Origin of the sequence: Microbacterium sp. MMO-35 (genome assembly GCF_037147555.1) — a bacterium.
Taxonomy (GTDB): Bacteria; Actinomycetota; Actinomycetes; order Actinomycetales; family Microbacteriaceae; genus Microbacterium.
On the sequence record NZ_JBBCVH010000003.1, the window covers coordinates 204444 to 220370 of the forward strand.

Annotated in this window: 13 protein-coding genes; 12 read left to right on the forward strand and 1 reads right to left on the reverse strand. The window is 73.7% G+C overall.

Going from position 1 to position 15927, the window contains the following annotated elements:
- Positions 1-22 precede the first annotated feature (22 nt).
- The 11 genes from WFJ01_RS07830 to WFJ01_RS07880 all read left to right on the forward strand — a co-directional run bounded on the left by WFJ01_RS07830 (position 23) and on the right by WFJ01_RS07880 (position 12942).
- Positions 23-1570, forward strand: coding sequence for a hydantoinase/oxoprolinase family protein (locus WFJ01_RS07830; RefSeq protein WP_251446462.1), 1548 nt, complete (start codon positions 23-25; stop codon positions 1568-1570).
- Between the two features lies 1 nt (position 1571).
- Positions 1572-2708 (forward strand): DUF917 domain-containing protein, encoded by a 1137-nt coding sequence (locus WFJ01_RS07835; RefSeq protein WP_336628727.1) that lies wholly within the window; start codon positions 1572-1574, stop codon positions 2706-2708.
- Positions 2705-3799 (forward strand): DUF917 domain-containing protein, encoded by a 1095-nt coding sequence (locus WFJ01_RS07840; protein ID WP_295034414.1) that lies wholly within the window; start codon positions 2705-2707, stop codon positions 3797-3799. The genes WFJ01_RS07835 and WFJ01_RS07840 overlap by 4 nt, the downstream gene beginning before the upstream one ends.
- Before the next feature lie 135 nt (positions 3800-3934).
- Complete coding sequence (locus WFJ01_RS07845) at positions 3935-4969, forward strand: DUF917 domain-containing protein (RefSeq protein WP_251446454.1); 1035 nt, start codon at positions 3935-3937, stop codon at positions 4967-4969.
- Complete coding sequence (locus WFJ01_RS07850; RefSeq protein WP_336628728.1) at positions 4966-6528, forward strand: PucR family transcriptional regulator; 1563 nt, start codon at positions 4966-4968, stop codon at positions 6526-6528. Before WFJ01_RS07845 ends, WFJ01_RS07850 begins: the two co-directional genes overlap by 4 nt.
- 41 nt (positions 6529-6569) lie before the next feature.
- Positions 6570-7352 carry an IclR family transcriptional regulator gene (locus WFJ01_RS07855; protein WP_336628895.1) on the forward strand — a complete coding sequence of 261 codons (783 nt, stop codon included), beginning with the start codon at positions 6570-6572 and terminating at the stop codon, positions 7350-7352.
- A gap of 220 nt (positions 7353-7572) precedes the next feature.
- Positions 7573-8796, forward strand: coding sequence for an OmpA family protein (locus WFJ01_RS07860; RefSeq protein WP_336628729.1), 1224 nt, complete (start codon positions 7573-7575; stop codon positions 8794-8796).
- A 31-nt stretch (positions 8797-8827) separates the two neighbouring features.
- Complete coding sequence (locus tag WFJ01_RS07865) at positions 8828-9349, forward strand: DUF3060 domain-containing protein (RefSeq protein ID WP_336628730.1); 522 nt, start codon at positions 8828-8830, stop codon at positions 9347-9349.
- A gap of 1 nt (position 9350) precedes the next feature.
- A complete protein-coding gene (locus WFJ01_RS07870; protein ID WP_251446442.1) occupies positions 9351-10067 on the forward strand; it encodes a response regulator transcription factor in 717 nt (238 codons plus the stop codon).
- The gene (locus WFJ01_RS07875) at positions 10064-11230 is read left to right on the forward strand and encodes a sensor histidine kinase (RefSeq protein WP_336628731.1); all 1167 of its coding nucleotides are present in this window, start codon (positions 10064-10066) and stop codon (positions 11228-11230) included. Before WFJ01_RS07870 ends, WFJ01_RS07875 begins: the two co-directional genes overlap by 4 nt.
- 239 nt (positions 11231-11469) lie before the next feature.
- Entirely contained in the window at positions 11470-12942 is a 1473-nt protein-coding gene (locus WFJ01_RS07880; protein WP_336628732.1) for a glycosyltransferase family 39 protein, read from the forward strand.
- Positions 12943-13067: 125 nt separating this feature from the next.
- On the opposite strand, the gene WFJ01_RS07885 is transcribed toward WFJ01_RS07880, so the two are convergent.
- Positions 13068-13853 carry a helix-turn-helix transcriptional regulator gene (locus tag WFJ01_RS07885; protein ID WP_292884327.1) on the reverse strand — a complete coding sequence of 262 codons (786 nt, stop codon included), beginning with the start codon at positions 13851-13853 and terminating at the stop codon, positions 13068-13070.
- A 168-nt stretch (positions 13854-14021) separates the two neighbouring features.
- Between WFJ01_RS07885 and ilvD the strand changes: the two genes are divergently transcribed.
- Positions 14022-15878, forward strand: a complete 1857-nt coding sequence (gene ilvD / locus WFJ01_RS07890) for a dihydroxy-acid dehydratase (protein WP_251446429.1) — start codon at positions 14022-14024, stop codon at positions 15876-15878.
- Positions 15879-15927 lie beyond the last annotated feature (49 nt).

Consider the following 15927-nt stretch of genomic DNA (forward strand, 5'->3'; position numbering starts at 1 on the left):
AAACACCGAGAAAGCGAGAACCATGCACATCGGCATCGACGTCGGCGGCACCAACACGGATGCCGTCCTCATGGACGGCGCCCACACCCTCGCCGGGGTGAAGCACTCCACCACCCCCGACGTGACCGACGGGATCGTGCAGGCGATCGAGGATCTGCGCGCGCACCACCCGTTCGAGGGATCCGACATCGAGGCCGTGATGATCGGCACGACGCACTTCATCAACGCGCTCGTGCAGGCCAGCCGCCTCGCGCCCACCGCCGCCCTCCGGCTCGGTCTGCCCGCGACCCGCGCCCTGCCGCCGCTCGTCGACTGGCCCGGCGAGCTGCTCGAGGCCGCCCAGGCGCGCAGCTACCTCGCGCACGGCGGCTACGAGTTCGACGGCCGCCCGATCTCCCCGCTCGATCCCGAGGAGCTGCGCGGGATCGCCGCGGACATGAAGGAGCACGGGATCCGCTCGGTCGCGATCTCGGCCGTCTTCAGCCCGGTCAACCACGACCTCGAGGTGCGCGCCGCCGAGATCCTCGGCGAGGTCCTCGGCGACGACGTCGCGATCTCCCTCTCGCACGAGATCGGCCGGATCGGCATCCTCGAGCGCGAGAACGCCACGATCATCAACGCCGCCCTGCGCGAGCTCGCCTCCGAGATCGTCGACGGCCTCACCGCCGCCGTCCGCGCGCACGGCATCGAGGCGCCGATCTTCCTCAGCCAGAACGACGGCACGCTCATGGACGACGAGTACGTGCGCCGCTACCCCGTCGCCACCTTCGCCTCCGGCCCGACGAACTCGATGCGCGGAGCCGCGGCCACGAGCGGCCTGCAGGACTGCGCGGTGATCGACGTGGGCGGCACCACCGCGGACATCGGCCTGCTCGTCAACGGCTTCCCCCGCGAGACCGCGAACGAGGTCAAGGTCGCCGGCATCCGCACGAACTTCCGCATGCCCGACGTGCTCTCGCTCGGGATCGGCGGCGGCAGCATCGTCGACACCTCCACGGCCGAGGTCGGCCCGGCCTCGGTCGGCTACCGCCTCGGCACCGAGGCGCTCGTCTTCGGCGGCTCGACGCTGACGGCGACCGACATCGCGGTCGCCGCGGGCCGCGCCCAGGTCGGCGACCCCGCGAAGGTCGCGCACCTCGACCCGGAGTTCGTGCAGCGCGTGCTCACGCGCATCGCCGAGCGGGTCTCGGAGGCGGTCGACCGCATGCGCACCTCCCCCGACCCCATCGCGGTGGTCGCCGTCGGCGGCGGATCCATCCTGCTGCCCGACGTGCTGGAGCCGTTCGGCCCCGTGCACCGCCCGGAGAACTACGCGGTCGCGAACGCGATCGGCGCCTCGATCGCCCAGGTCGGCGGTGAGATCGACAAGGTCTACGCGATCGCCCCCGGCGCGCGCGACGAGACCATCGCCGCGGTGCGCGCGGAGGCCGTCGACAAGGCGATCGCCGCCGGCGCGAAGCCGTCCACGGTCGCGATCATCGACTTCGACGAGGTCCCGATCCCGTACCTGCCCGGCAACGCCACGCGCATCCGCGCCAAAGCCGTCGGCGACCTGGACATGGGGGCATGAGATGGGCTGGCAGATCGACGCCGCGCAGATCGAGGATCTCGCCCGCGGCGCCGCCGTGTTCGGCACCGGCGGCGGCGGCGACCCGTACATCGGGTCCCTCCTCGCCCGTCAGGCGCTGTCCGGCGGACCCGTCCCGGTCCTCGACCTCGCCGAGGTCCCCGACGACGCGCACGTGCTGTTCGTCGCGATGATGGGCGCGCCGACCGTCATGGTGGAGAAGCTCCCGAGCCTGGACGAGGTCGTCGAGCCCGTGCGCGCCCTCGGCGCGCACCTGGGCCGCCCCGTCACGCACATCGCGTGCGCCGAGGTGGGCGGCGTGAACTCGACGATCCCCGTCGCGGCCGCCGCGGCGCTCGGACTGCCGCTCGTGGACGCCGACGGCATGGGCCGCGCGTTCCCCGAGCTGCAGATGGTCCTGCCCACGCTCATCGGCGTCACCGCCTCGCCGCTCGCCCTCAGCGACGAGAAGGGCAACATCGCGGTGCTGCAGACGGTCGACAACACTTGGACGGAGCGGATCGCGCGCGTCGCGACCGTCGAGATGGGCTGCTCCACGATGATCGCCGGGTTCTCGATGACCGGCGCGCAGGCCAGAGCGGGACTCGTCGGCGGCTCGCTGTCCCGGTGCATCACGGTGGGGCGGGCGATCGCCGACGCCCGTGCCGCGAAGACGGACCCGGTCGAGGCCGCGGTCCGCGAGCTGTCCGGGCGCGAGCTCTTCGACGGCAAGGTCGTCGACGTGCAGCGCGCCACGACGACCGGATTCGCCCGAGGCCGCGCCCGCATCGAGGGCGACGGCGGCACCGCGCTCACCCTGCAGTTCCAGAACGAGCACCTCGTCGCCGAAGCCGACGGGCGGATCCTCGCCACCACGCCGGACCTCATCATGGTCGTCGAGGGCGAGTCCGGAGAGCCGATCACGACCGAGGCCCTCCGCTACGGGCAGCGTGTGCGCGTGCTCGCGGCCCCCGCCGACGAGCGCTGGCACGCCGCCGAGGCGCTCGCGATGGTCGGCCCCGGCTACTTCGGCTACGACATGCCGGCCCACCGCTTCGACGGGACCGTCTCGCACGGTGCGGGAGCGGACGGACCGGAGCAGGCGCCCGAGGCGTCGCGCGAGCGGATCGAGGCGCGATGAGCTGGCTGCTCACCGCGGCCGACCTCCCCGATCTCGCCCGCGGCGCGACGCTGCTGGGCACGGGCGGCGGCGGAGACCCCTACATCGGCAGCAAGCTCGTCGAGCGCGTCCTCGGCGACGGGGCGATCACGATCCTGGATCCGGAGGACCTTCCCGACGACCTCTTCGTGATCCCGACCGCGCAGATGGGCGCGCCGACCGTGATGGTCGAGAAGATCCCGGCGGGCACCGAACCCACGCTCGCGCTGCGCGCGCTCGAGGCGCACCTCGGGCGGACGGCCGACGCCACGATGCCGATCGAGTGCGGCGGGATCAACTCGATGATCCCGCTCGTCGTCGCCGCCGAGACCGGGCTGCCCGTGGTCGATGCGGACGGGATGGGGCGTGCCTTCCCCGAGCTGTCCATGGAGACGTTCGCGGTGTACGGCGTGCACGGCTCCCCCCTCGCCCTCGCCGGCGAGCGCGGCGAGACCGTGATCATCGACACCGGTGACGACGACCGCCAGATGGAGTGGCTCGCCCGGGCGATCACGATCCGCCTCGGCGGTGTCGGGCACATCGCCGAGTACGCGATGTCCGGCGCGGACGTGCGCCGCACCGCCGTGCCCCGCACGCTCTCGATGGCGCTCGCCCTCGGCCGCGCGATCCGCGAGGCCCGCGAGCAGCACCGCTCCCCCTTCGAGGCGATCGCCGAGACGCTCTCGCCCACGCTGTACAGCCACGTCCGCGAGCTCGCCGTGGGCAAGGTCGTCGACGTCGAGCGCCGCACCACCGAGGGGTTCGCGAAGGGACGCGCCGTGATCGCGCCGCTCGAGGGCGACGGGGTCTTCGAGATCCTGTTCCAGAACGAGAACCTCATCGCGCGGCGCGACGGAGAGGTCGTCGCGATCGTGCCGGATCTCATCTGCGTCGTGGATCACGAGACGGCCGAGCCGATCACGACCGAGGGGCTGCGCTACGGCCAGCGCGTGCGCGTGCTGGGCATCTCGACGCCGGACATGATGCGCACCGAGGGCGCCCTCGCCGCGTTCGGCCCCTCCGCCTTCGGCCTCGCCGAGCCGTTCCTCCCGGTCGAGCGGCTCGGCGCCTGAGCCGGCTCTCTCCGCCGTCCGCACGCCGACGCCCCCTCCGCGCATCCGAACCCCTCCGCAGGGACGTAACTGACGGGGGGCGCGGGTCGCGTGAGGGGGCCTCGGCGAACAGGCCCGGAAAGCTAGTCTGGGACGATGGCGTGGCGACTGCGACCCGAGGACGTGACCGCGCTCGCACGGGGCTGCGCACTGCTCGGCTCCGGCGGCGGCGGCACGACGACCATGCTCGAGCTGATGCTCGCCGGTGACGACCGCGGACCCCGCGCTCTCGCGGATGTGGACGAGCTGGATCCGGAGACCCCCTGCTTCGGCGCCGCCTTCGTGGGCTCCACGATCCTGCTCGGCGAGCGCCTGCCGTCGCTGCAGCCGTTCGGCCATCTCGTGGCCGCGGCGGAGCGCTGGCTGGGCACGCGGATCCCCGCCGTCTGCTCGATCGAGGGCGGCGGCCTGAACGCCCTCGCCCCGTTCCTCTTCTCCGGGGAGCGCACGATCGTGGACGCCGACTGCACCGGGCGCGCCGTGCCGGAGCTCGACCAGATGTCGCTCTTCGTCGACCGGGTGCCGGGGCTCGTGTTCACCTGCGACAGCGGCGCCGGCGGCGTCGCGCTCGTCGAGACGGACCGCGCCGTGGACGCCGAGCGCATCGTGCGCTCGGCCATCATCCAGGCGGGAGGGACCGGCGCGGCCGTGCTCGCCGGGTTCACGGTCGGGGATCTCCGCGAGCACGCGATCCCCGGACATCAGCGCCGCGCCCTCGAGCTGGGTCGAGCCTTCCTCGCCGCCCGCTTCGCGCCCCCGGCGGAGCTCGCCGCACGGCTCGGCGCGAGGCTCCTGACCGAGGGGCGGATCGATCGCGTCTCCCCGCACCACGCCGACCCGCACGTGCAGTCCGTCGAGATCGCGGGTCCCGGCGGCGCGGTCGACCGCGTCGTGACTCGCTCGGAGTCCCTGGCGGTGCTCAGCGACGGAGAGCTGCTCGCCTCCGCGCCGGCGATCATCGTCGTGCTCGACGCCGCGTCGCGCGAGATCCTGCAGGTCACCGACCTCGGCCCGGGGCGGCGCGTGGTCGTCCTCTCCCTGCCCGCGCCGGACTGGTGGCTCGCACGTCCGGAGCGCCTGCGCCGCGTGCTGCCCTCGACGTACGGACTCGCCGAGCTGGACGCCGCATGAGCGCGCGGCTGTCGCTCGCGGGCCTCCGCGCGCATCCCGAGAACGGCGGCCTGCGCCGGATCGCCGGGCCCGAGGACGCCGAATGGGACGCGGTCGCCGTGGAGACGGCGGAGGCCGACCTGCCCGCGCTCCTCGACGGCGGCCTCGCGGTGCTGCTCGACGCGGCCCCGGAGACGCCCTGGCAGCAGGACGCGATGCTGCGCCGGATCCGCGAGCGCGGGTTCCGCGGCGTCGCGATGCCGGACGCCGGCGCGTTCGACCCCGGCGCGCAGCGGCTCGCGGAGCGGCTGGGGATCTGCCTGCTCGACGTGCAGCGGCCCATCGTGCTCGCCCAGGCGTGCTGGATGCTCGTGCAGGCGCAGGACGCCCTCACCCTCTCGCACGTGCGCAAGGTCGCGCGCTCCTTCGAGTACCCGGCCCGCGACCTGTCGGACCTGCTGCGCCAGGTGTCCGCCAACCTCGGTCATCCCCTCGCCCTCGTCGACGGCACCGAGGTGCTGCATTCCTCGGGCGGCGTGCTCGATCCGGCGCTGCACGCGGCGATCGACTTCCGCCCCTGGGTCGACCTCGCCCGCGCCGGCGACGCCGCGGCCGCCTCGGTGCGCGTGGACAGCCCGAGCCGGCCGGGTCTGCGCCTGGTCGTCTTCGGCACGGGACTGAGCGAGAGCCAGCTCGCCGCACTCTCGGTGGCGGCGGAGATCGCGATGCCGGCCGTCGCGGCGCGGATCCTCATCGACGAGGTCGCGGAGGTCAACGACGTCTCGGCCTCGTCCGCCCTGCTCCGCGACTTCGTCGACGCACGCGGCCTCGCCGACGACGACATCGAGCGCCGCATGGGCGAGCGCGGCTGGCGCACGGCCGGACATCATCTCGGCTTCCGGATGGTCGGGCGCGGCCGGCTGGACCCGCTGCCGCTGCTGCGCGCGGTGCGCGCGGCGCTCGGCGGCATCGCCGCGGAGGCGCACGTGACGACCGCGGGCCGCGGGCTGAGCGGGTGGCTCGCGTTCTCCGAGGCGCCGGATCCGGTGACGGTCGAACGGCTCGCGCGGGGGCTGCGCTCCCTGCACCGCGAGGTGGGGCGCTCGTTCGCGATCGCGACGGGCGTGGGATCGCTCCAGCGCGGCTCCGCGGGGCTCGCCGTGACCCTGGACGAGGCCGCGGACGCCGCCCGGATCGCGGCGTCGCGCTCGGCGACGGGGTGGTTCGTCCGCGTCGACAGCCTCGGGCTCGAGCAACTGCTGCTCGCCTGGACCGGCAACGACACCTTCGTACCCGCGGCGGCGTCGCTGCTCGCGCCGCTGCAGGGCGCGAGCGGAGACCTGCTGCGCACGCTCTCGGTGTATCTCGACCAGGAGTCGAGCCTGGTCGCGACCGCTGCGGCGCTGAACCTGCATCGCAACACGGTCGCGGTGCGGATCCGGCGGGTGCAGGAGCTCCTCGGCGTCGACCTCACGGATCCCGAGACCCGCCTCGCCGTGCACCTCGCCTGCCGCGCCGTGCTCGCCCCCGCCGCGGGCGACGGCCCGGCGCGTCGCGAGCATGGCATCCTGGGAGCGTGAACGCCGATCGCACCGACCACGGCGCCGGGACGGGCTCGCCGATGAGCGCCCGCGACGACCGGCCCCAGGTGCCGGCGGCCGAGCACACGCTGCGGATCCTGCGGTTCCTGGCGCGACGGGCGGGACCGGTGGCGGCCTCCGCCCTGGCGCGCGAGCTCGACATCCCCCGCTCCACCGTCTACCACCTGCTCGCGACGCTCGAGGCGCACGGTTTCGTCGTGCACCTGCCGCAGGAGCGCCGCTGGGGCCTCGGCACGAGCGCCTTCGAGCTGGCCGGCGGCTACGCGCGGCAGGAGCCGCTGGCGCGGCTCGGCCGTCCGCTCCTGGCGGGCCTCGCCGACCGCCTCGGTGAGAGCGCGCACCTCGCCGTGATGACCGGGCGCGACGTGCTCTACATCGTCGAGGAGCGCGCGCTCCGGCGCCCCGCCCTCATCACCGACGTGGGCGTGCGGCTCCCGGCGCACCTCACCGCGACGGGCCGCGCCATGCTCGCCGCCCTCCCCCGCGAGCAGGTGCGCGCGCTGTACCCCGATGCCGCATCGTTCGCGCAGCGCACCGGCGGCGGACCCGCACGCCCGCGCGAGCTGAACGAGCTGCTGCGGGAGATCCGCCGCGACGGCATCGCCCACGAGGACGGTGAGGTGACCCCGGGCTTCCGCTCGGTCGGCGCCGCCGTGCGCGACCACGTGGACTGGCCGGTCGCGGCCGTCGCCGTGACCTGGGCAGAGGAGGCGCCGGTGGACGAGACGGCGATCCAGACGGCCGTCGCCGAGACCGCCCGGCAGCTGCAGCGCCGCCTCGGCTACGGCCCGCGCCCGGCCTGACCCCGGATCCGTCCCGGGAGGCCGGATCGGTCCCGGGAAGCCGGATCGGTCCCGGGAAGCCGGATCGGTCCCGAGTAGCCGGATCAGTCCCGGGACGCCGCATCGGTCCCGGGGAGCTCGGATCGGATCCGGTGCGGAGGGGGATCCGATCAGCCCGGATGTCGCAGGATCGCGACAGCCCGGCGACGGGGCGGAGACACGGGCTCGATAGCCTCGTGTCATGAGCACCACGCAGCAGCGCGCGCCTCACCGGATCCGGCGCGGCGCCCTCACCACCGCCACCACGACCGCACTCGCCGTCCTCGTCCTCACCGGCTGCTCGCCCGCCGCGCCGAGCGACGGGGCGAAGAAGACCCCGTCGTCGACCGCTCCCTCCGCGGCGGCCGCGGCGAAGCCCGCGGTGGCGACCGTGCCCGGCTACGACGTCGGCCAGTTCCCGCCGGTTCCGCTGTTCCGGCTGCCGGACCTGGGGCTCCTCTCCGGCTCGGCCGACGCCTTCGCGATCGAGGTGGACAAGAGCTTCGCCGACGTCCCCGGCGTCACCGTCTCCCCCGCGCGCTGCGACGACGGCGGGAAGGTCGTCTCCGGCGCCGGATCCGCGATGCTCTACGGCGACGGCTCCGGCAACTACACCGGCCCGGACGGCACCGTGCAGAACTTCGGCGACGGCTCCGGCGTCTCCACGATCAACGGCGTCACGATCGAGAACTTCGGCGACGGATCCGGGAACTACACCTCGGGATCGGTCCGGATCCAGAACTTCGGCGACGGCTCGGGCAACTACGCCGACGGCCGGATCTCCGTCGAGGTCTTCGGCGACGGATCCGGCAACTACACCGCCCCCGGGATCCGGATCCAGAACTTCGGCGACGGATCCGGCAACTACGCGGCGGGCTCGGTGAGGATCGAGAACTTCGGCGACGGCTCCGGCAACTATGCGGCACCGGGACTCTCGATCCAGAACTACGGCGACGGCACCGCCAAGGTGAACGGCACCACGGTGAAGGCCGCGAAGCTGCCGGCCGTCGCGAGGCTCGGCAGCTTCCCGCCGATCGCCGCGCTCGCCCCCGTCGCCTCGTGCGGCACCACGATCACCTTCCAGGACGGCGTGCTGTTCGACTTCGACCGCGCCGACATCCGCGCCGACGCGGAGAAGACGATCGCCGCGGTCGCCCAGGTGCTCATCGCCCAGAAGGTCGCGAACGCCGAGATCTCGGGTCACACCGACGCGATCGGCGACGACGCGGACAACCAGGACCTCAGCGAGCGCCGCGCCCGTTCCGTGGTCGCGGCCCTCCAGCACGCCGGGGCGAAGACGGCGATGGATCCGGTCGGCTACGGCGAGACGCGCCCGGTGGCGCCCAACGAGATCGACGGACAGGACGACCCGGCCGGTCGCCAGCTGAACCGTCGCGTCGAGATCTTCATCCCCGCCGCGGTCTGACCCGCCCGACCTGACGACGACCGGAGAAACCATGCCCAACCTCCGCCGGATCCCGGCCCTCCTCTGCGGACTCGCCGCAGCCCTCGCCCTCGCCGGCTGCTCGGTCGGCCTCGTCGACGGGGCGAAGCCCACGTCATCCCCGCGGCCCGACAGCACCAGCCGCGCCGAGGTGCAGGGCGGCGCGGCCTCTCAGCCGCCGAGCCCCGCGCCCGTGACGGATCCCCCCGTGACGATGCCCGGAGGGCCGGACCGCGCCGCCGTGATCGCCGCCGCCACCCGCACCGTGCGATGCGACGGCGAGTACTCCCTCATGGACGATGCGATGGTCGTGCGCGTCGAGGGCGCCTGCGACCGGATCATCGTCAACGCCTCCGGCTCGCAGCTGGTCGCCGACGACGTCGGGATCGTGGAGGTCATCGGCAACAGCAACGTCGTGCTCACCGGCGCCGTGCAGAAGGTGCTCGTGAACGGCGAGGCGAATGTCGTGCACTGGAGGGGCGCGACGCCGACCGTGAGCGACATCGGATCCACGAACACCCTGACGGCGGGCTGACATGGCCGAGGCCCGCCCCCGCATCCTGCTCGTCGACGACGACGAGGCCATCACCGGCGCCCTCGGGCCGTTCCTGGAGCGCAGCGGCTTCGACGTCGAGATCGCCGCGGACGGCGCACAGGGTCTCGCCGCGGTCGAGCGGCGCGCCCCCGATCTCGTCGTCTGCGACGTGCTCATGCCCCACCTCGACGGCCGCGAGTTCGTGCGGCGCATGCGCGGACGCCGGCTCTGGCTGCCGATCATCCTGCTCACCCAGGTGGGCGAATCCTGGGAGCGCAGCGCGGCCCTCGACGAGGGCGCGGACGACTATCTCAACAAGCCCTTCGACCCGCACGAGCTCATCTCCCGCATCCGCGCGGTGCTGCGCCGCACCGCGGCCGGCGGCCCCTCGCTCGCGGCGGCCGCACGGCTGCGCGCGCACGGCCTCGTGCTGGATCGCACCGCGCGGCGGGCGTGGCTCGACGACGCCGAGCTCACGCTCACCCCGAAGGCGATGACCCTGCTGGAGTACCTGATGCTGCACCCCGACGAGGTGCACACCCGCGACCGCCTGCTGGAGACGCTCTGGGGCTTCGACTTCGCGACGTCCAGCCGGGCGGTCGACCACCGCGTCTCGGAGCTGCGCCGCGTGCTCGGCGACGACGCCGCCGCGCCCCGGTTCGTGGAGACCGTGCAGAGCTTCGGCTACCGCTTCGCGGCGCCCGTGGGTGCGGCATGAGCGGGCGGACCGACGCGACGGGGGCGACCGGGATCCCCGAGCCCGGCGGACCGGCGGACCGGCGGACCCTGCCGGCGCCGACCGGGACGGCGGCGACTGGGATCCTCGGGCCGACCGGGATCCCCGGACCGACCGGGACGGCGGCGACCGGGATCCCCGGGCCGACCGCGGCCGGGAGCCCCGGACCGACCGCGACCGGGATCCCCGGACCGACCGGACCGGCGCGTCCGCCCCGGGGGCGCCGGTCCCGCGGCCTCTGGTGGATCCTCGGCGCCGTGCCCGCCGTGCTCGGCACGGCGATCGCGGCGCTGCTGCTCGCGACCGGGGAGACGCGTCAGGTGCAGGTGAGGATCGCGCTGCCCGCCGTGGCGGCCGGCGCAGGGATCCTGCTCAGCGTGATCGCGCTGGGAGTCCTGGCCGCTCTCGCCGCGCAGGCCCGGGGTCGTGCCAGGGCGCAGGCCGCGCACGCCGAGGCCGCGGCGCGCGGCGCCCAGCAGGAGCGGGAGAACCATGCGCGCTTCCTCGCCCGGCTCGACCACGAGCTGAAGAACCCCCTCACCGCCATCCTGGCGACCTCCGCGGCGGCCCAGAACGACGCGGGCAGCACCGCATCCTGGCCGCTCGTGGACGCGCAGGCCGCGAAGCTCGGCGGCCTGGTGCGCGATCTGCGCAAGCTCGCCGACCTCGAGTCGCGGCCGCTGGAGCGCGAAACCCTCGATCTGGAGCAGCTCCTGGTCGAGGCGATCTCCGCGCTCGCGCAGCAGGATCCCGCCGCCGGCGCGCGCATGGCCCTGACCGTCACCCGCGTGCCCTGGCCGGTGCCGCCGATCTCTGCCGATCCGGATCTGCTGGCCCTCGCCGTCGACAACGTGCTCGGCAACGCGGCGAAGTACGCGGATGCCGGCCCGATCGAGGTGCGCCTGCGCGAAGAGGCCGGTCAGGCCGTGATCGAGGTGGCCGACACCGGCCGCGGCATCCCCGGCGCCGATCTGCCGCACGTGTTCGACGAGCTCGCCCGGGCGCAGAACGCCCGCGATGTCGCCGGCTCGGGCATCGGGCTGAGTCTCGTCTCGGCGATCCTGCGCCGGCATGGCGGGACTGTGGCGCTGCGCTCCGCCGAGGGCTCCGGCACCGTGGTGACGCTGCGATTGCCGCTGGTCTGACGCTGCCACTGCCGCTGGTCTGACGCCGTGCCGAAGACTCCGCATCGGGGGGCCGTGCGCAACTCAGGCTGTCTTCAGGCCAGGGCAGCAGGTCGTCGCGGAAACTTGCGGCGATGATCGGCACCGACGGTCGTCCAGCCTGAAATGTGCGCACGGCGCCGACCAGCCGCCGCCTGCACGGCGCCGACCCCTCTCCGTCCGCACGGCCGGTGCACAGGCCCAGGCGGAAGGATCGGGCTGTGCGGACGTGGACCGACCGTGCGCGGTCGCGCCGCGCCGCCCTGATCGCCGGCCTGATCGGTGCGTGCGCCGGAGTCCTCGGATCCTGGATCCCGTCGTTCTGGGGCGATGAGGCGGCCAGCGTCATGTCGGCCTCGCGCACCTGGCCCGAGCTCTGGCGGATGCTGCAGCACGTCGACGGCGTGCACGGGGTCTACTACGCGTTCCTGCACGGATGGATCGGCCTGTTCGGCGCGGGCGAGTTCTCGGTGCGGCTGCCGAGCGCGCTCGCGGCCGGGCTGCTCGCCGCCGGCACCGCGGTGCTCGCCGGCCGGTGGTGCGGTCCCCGGCTCGCCCTCGCCGCGGGCCTGCTCGCCGCGCTCCTGCCGCGGACGGCGGTGATGGCGGCCGAGGCCCGCTCCTACGCGATCGGATCCGCGATCGCGGTGTGGCTGACGGTGCTGCTGGTGACCCTGCTGGAGACCCACGGCCGGCGATGGGCGTGGGCGGGCTACGCCGTGGCGGCGGCCGCCGCGGTCTACGTCTTCCTCTATCTGGCGCTGCTGCTGCTCGTGCACGGGGTGTTCGTGCTTCTCGCCCACCGCGGGCGGATCCGGGTGTGGGCCGGCTGGGCCGTCGCGGCGGTCGCGCTGGCGACGCCGATCGTGCTCCTCGCCGTGTCGGAGCGCAACCAGATCGGCTTCCTCGCGCATCGCGACTACGCGACGGCCGAGAACGTCCTCGCCCTGCAGTGGTTCGATCCGGTGACCGTCTGGCCGTGCGCGGCGCTCATCGCGATCGGTGCGGCGGCGGTGCTCCGAGCCCGCCGGCGCGACCCCGGGGCCGCGCGGCTGGCGCTGCTCGCCGGGATCTGGCTCGTGCTGCCGACCGCCGTGATCCTGCTCGCGAGCGCGACGGTCGCCCCGATGTACACGGTGCGGTATCTGTCGTTCTGCACGCCGGCCGCGGCGGTGCTGGTCGCCCTCGGCGTGCGGGCGGTCGCGCATGCGGTGCGGAGGATGGCGCCCGCCGGGGCGACCGCGGTCGGCGCCGGCCTGCTGGCGGTGATGCTCGCCGCCTTCGTGCCGAATCTCGTCGTGCTGCGCGGTCCGTATGCGAAGGACGGCAGCGACTGGCGCGAGGCGGCCACGTATCTGCACGGCGCCGCCCGCCCCGGCGACAGCGTCGTGTACGACGACCGGCCGAAGGACTCCGAGCAGCCGCGCCTCATCGCCGCCGTCTACCCGGCCGACGTCGCCCGACTGCGGGATCCCGCTCGGATCGCGTCGTTCCGCACGCAACCGGGCCTGTGGGACCGCACCCGGCCGAACGACGCCCTCACGGCCACAGACCTCACCCCGGACGTGTGGGCGGTCGAGCGGGGCTCGGATCCGGAGCGATCCCCCGATGTGCGGCACCTGGAGTCGCTCGGCTATCGGATCTCCTCGCTGCATCGGATCCATGTCACGACCGTGCTGCGGCTGCAGCGCTGAGCGGAACCGCCGTTCCCGCGGGCACCGCGTTTCGTCTCGGTCGGCTACGCCGTCCTCGCTCAACGCCCCCGAAGGGTGTCCGGGTCTGCTCCCGTCGCGATCGTCGTCGCTGCCGAGCCCGCGGATCAGACGGGCACGTACATGACGACCGAGAGGCCGGGCGCGTCGGAGGGCACCAGGCTGTGGTGCTCGAAGACGCGCCGGCCGTCCTTCGGGTGCTGGAACACGCGCTGCCGCGAGGTGAAGCGCTCGACCGCGTGCTCGGCCCACTGGATCCGGAAGTCCTCGCTCCCCTCGAGCAGCCGCTCGATGAGCGCCCGATGCCGATCCGAGCTCAGCCGCACTCCGGACTCCGCGCGGAACTCGGCGAGGAACCGCCGGCTCTCCTGGTCCCACTCGGGCAGCATCCGACGCAGCCGCGGGTCGGTGTAGATGAGCCAGAGCAGGTTGCGATCATCGGGATCCACGACGGCGATCGGCTCGTACAGGCGCGCATACGGGGCGTTCCACCCCAGGATCGCCCAGTCGCTCGCGACGACGAAGGCCGGGAAGTCGAGCGCGTCGACGAGCCGCTGCAGGTGCTCCGGGATCCGCTCCGCCTCCTCGGCCGCGCCGTCTTCCTCGGGGCCGGCGAGCCGCACCACATAGTCGATCTCGGCCGGGCTCAGCTGCAGCACGCGCGCGACCGCGCCGAGCACCTGGCGGGAGACGCCGATGTCGCGCCCCTGCTCGAGCCAGGTGAACCAGCTCGCGCTCACTCCGGCGAGCGCCGCCACCTCCTCCCGGCTGAGACCCGTGTCCCCGCGGCGGGCGGCCTGCGGCAGGCCCAGGGCGGAGCGGCTCGCCGCGCGGCGCCGCGAGGCGAGGAACTCCCCCAGCTGCTCGCGCCGAGGCGTGCGCGGGCGGATCATGAGCGCCGCCGCCGTCCGAGGGCAGCCGACCGGTCGGATCCCCTCGGTTCCGGATCCCCTGCGCTCTTCGCGTGATGGCTCATGCGAAAACAGTACTCCGAGTACTAGTACAAGCCCTCCTCGCCCGAGGGCTCGGCAGATCCGTGCGGCGGGTCCACAATGGTCACCATGGTCGCTTATCGCTCTCGCACGGTCACCCACGGACGCAACATGGCCGGCGCCCGCGCCCTCTTCCGCGCCGCCGGCGTGAACGGCGCGGACCTCGGTCGCAAGCCCATCATCGCCGTCGCGAACTCCTTCACCGAGTTCGTCCCCGGCCACACGCACCTCGCACCGGTCGGGCGCATCGTCTCCGAGGCCATCTCCGAAGCCGGCGGGATCCCGCGCGAGTTCAACACGATCGCCGTCGACGACGGCATCGCGATGGGCCACGGCGGCATGCTCTACTCGCTCCCGTCGCGCGACCTCATCGCCGACTCGGTCGAGTACATGGTCAACGCGCACTGCGCCGACGCCCTCGTCTGCATCTCGAACTGCGACAAGATCACCCCGGGCATGCTGCTCGCGGCCCTCCGCCTGAACATCCCGACGGTCTTCGTCTCCGGGGGCCCGATGGAGGCCGGCCGCGCGACGCTCGTCGACGGCACTGTCCGCTCCCTCGACCTCGTCGACGCGATCAGCGACGCGGTGAACGAGAAGATCTCGGACGCCGACATCCTGCGCATCGAGGAGTCGGCCTGCCCGACCTGCGGATCCTGCTCCGGCATGTTCACCGCGAACTCGATGAACTGCCTCACCGAGGCGATCGGGCTCTCCCTGCCCGGCAACGGCTCGGTGCTCGCCACGCACACGGCCCGCCGTGCGCTGTACGAGAAGGCCGGCTCGCTCGTGGTCGACATCGCCAAGCGCTACTACGACGGCGACGACGAGAGCGTCCTGCCGAAGAGCATCGCCACGCACGCCGCGTTCGGCAACGCGATGGCGCTCGACATCGCGATGGGCGGATCGACCAACACGATCCTGCACCTGCTCGCCGCCGCGCATGAGGCGGGCGTCGACTTCGGCCTCGCCGAGATCGACGCGATCTCGCGCCGCGTGCCCTGCCTCGCGAAGGTCGCCCCGAACTCCGCCGGCAGCCGCACCTATTACATGGAGGACGTGCACCGCGCCGGAGGCATCCCCGCCCTCCTCGGCGAGCTGCGCCGCGGCGGACTCCTCGACGACCAGGTGCACACGGTGCACGCCGCGACGCTCGGCGAGTGGCTGGACGAATGGGACATCCGCGGCGGCTCGGCCTCGGCCGAGTCGCAGGACCTGTGGCACGCCGCACCGGGCGGCCGACGCTCGTCGACCGCGTTCTCGCAGTCCGAGCGCTGGGCCTCGCTCGACACCGACGCCGAGGGCGGCTGCATCCGCGACGTCGCGCACGCCTACTCCAAGGACGGCGGCCTCGGCGTGCTGCACGGCAACATCGCCGAGAACGGCGCGGTCGTGAAGACCGCGGGCGTGGACGAGTCGATCTGGACCTTCTCCGGCCCCGCCGTCGTCTGCGAGTCGCAGGACGAGGCGGTCGAGAAGATCCTCAACAAGCAGGTGAAGGAGGGCGACGTCGTCGTCATCCGCTACGAGGGCCCCAAGGGCGGCCCCGGCATGCAGGAGATGCTCTACCCGACGTCGTTCCTCAAGGGCCGCGGACTCGGCAAGGCCTGCGCGCTGATCACCGACGGGCGCTTCTCCGGCGGCACCTCGGGCCTGTCCATCGGGCACGTCTCGCCCGAGGCCGCCGCGGGCGGCATGATCGCGCTCGTCGAGGACGGCGACATCATCTCGATCGACATCCCCACCCGAAAGCTCGAGCTCGACGTGCCGTGGGAGGTGCTGGAGCGCCGCCGCGAGCAGCTCGAGGCGAACGGCGGCTACCGCCCCAAGAACCGCGTCCGCGAGGTGAGCCCCGCGCTGCGCGCCTACGCGCACTTCGCCCAGTCGGCGGACAAGGGCGCGATCCGCATCGTCCCCGAGCTCTGAGCCGGCCCCGGTCTCTCCGAGTCGTCCCCGCCAGCGGCGCCCAGAGGGT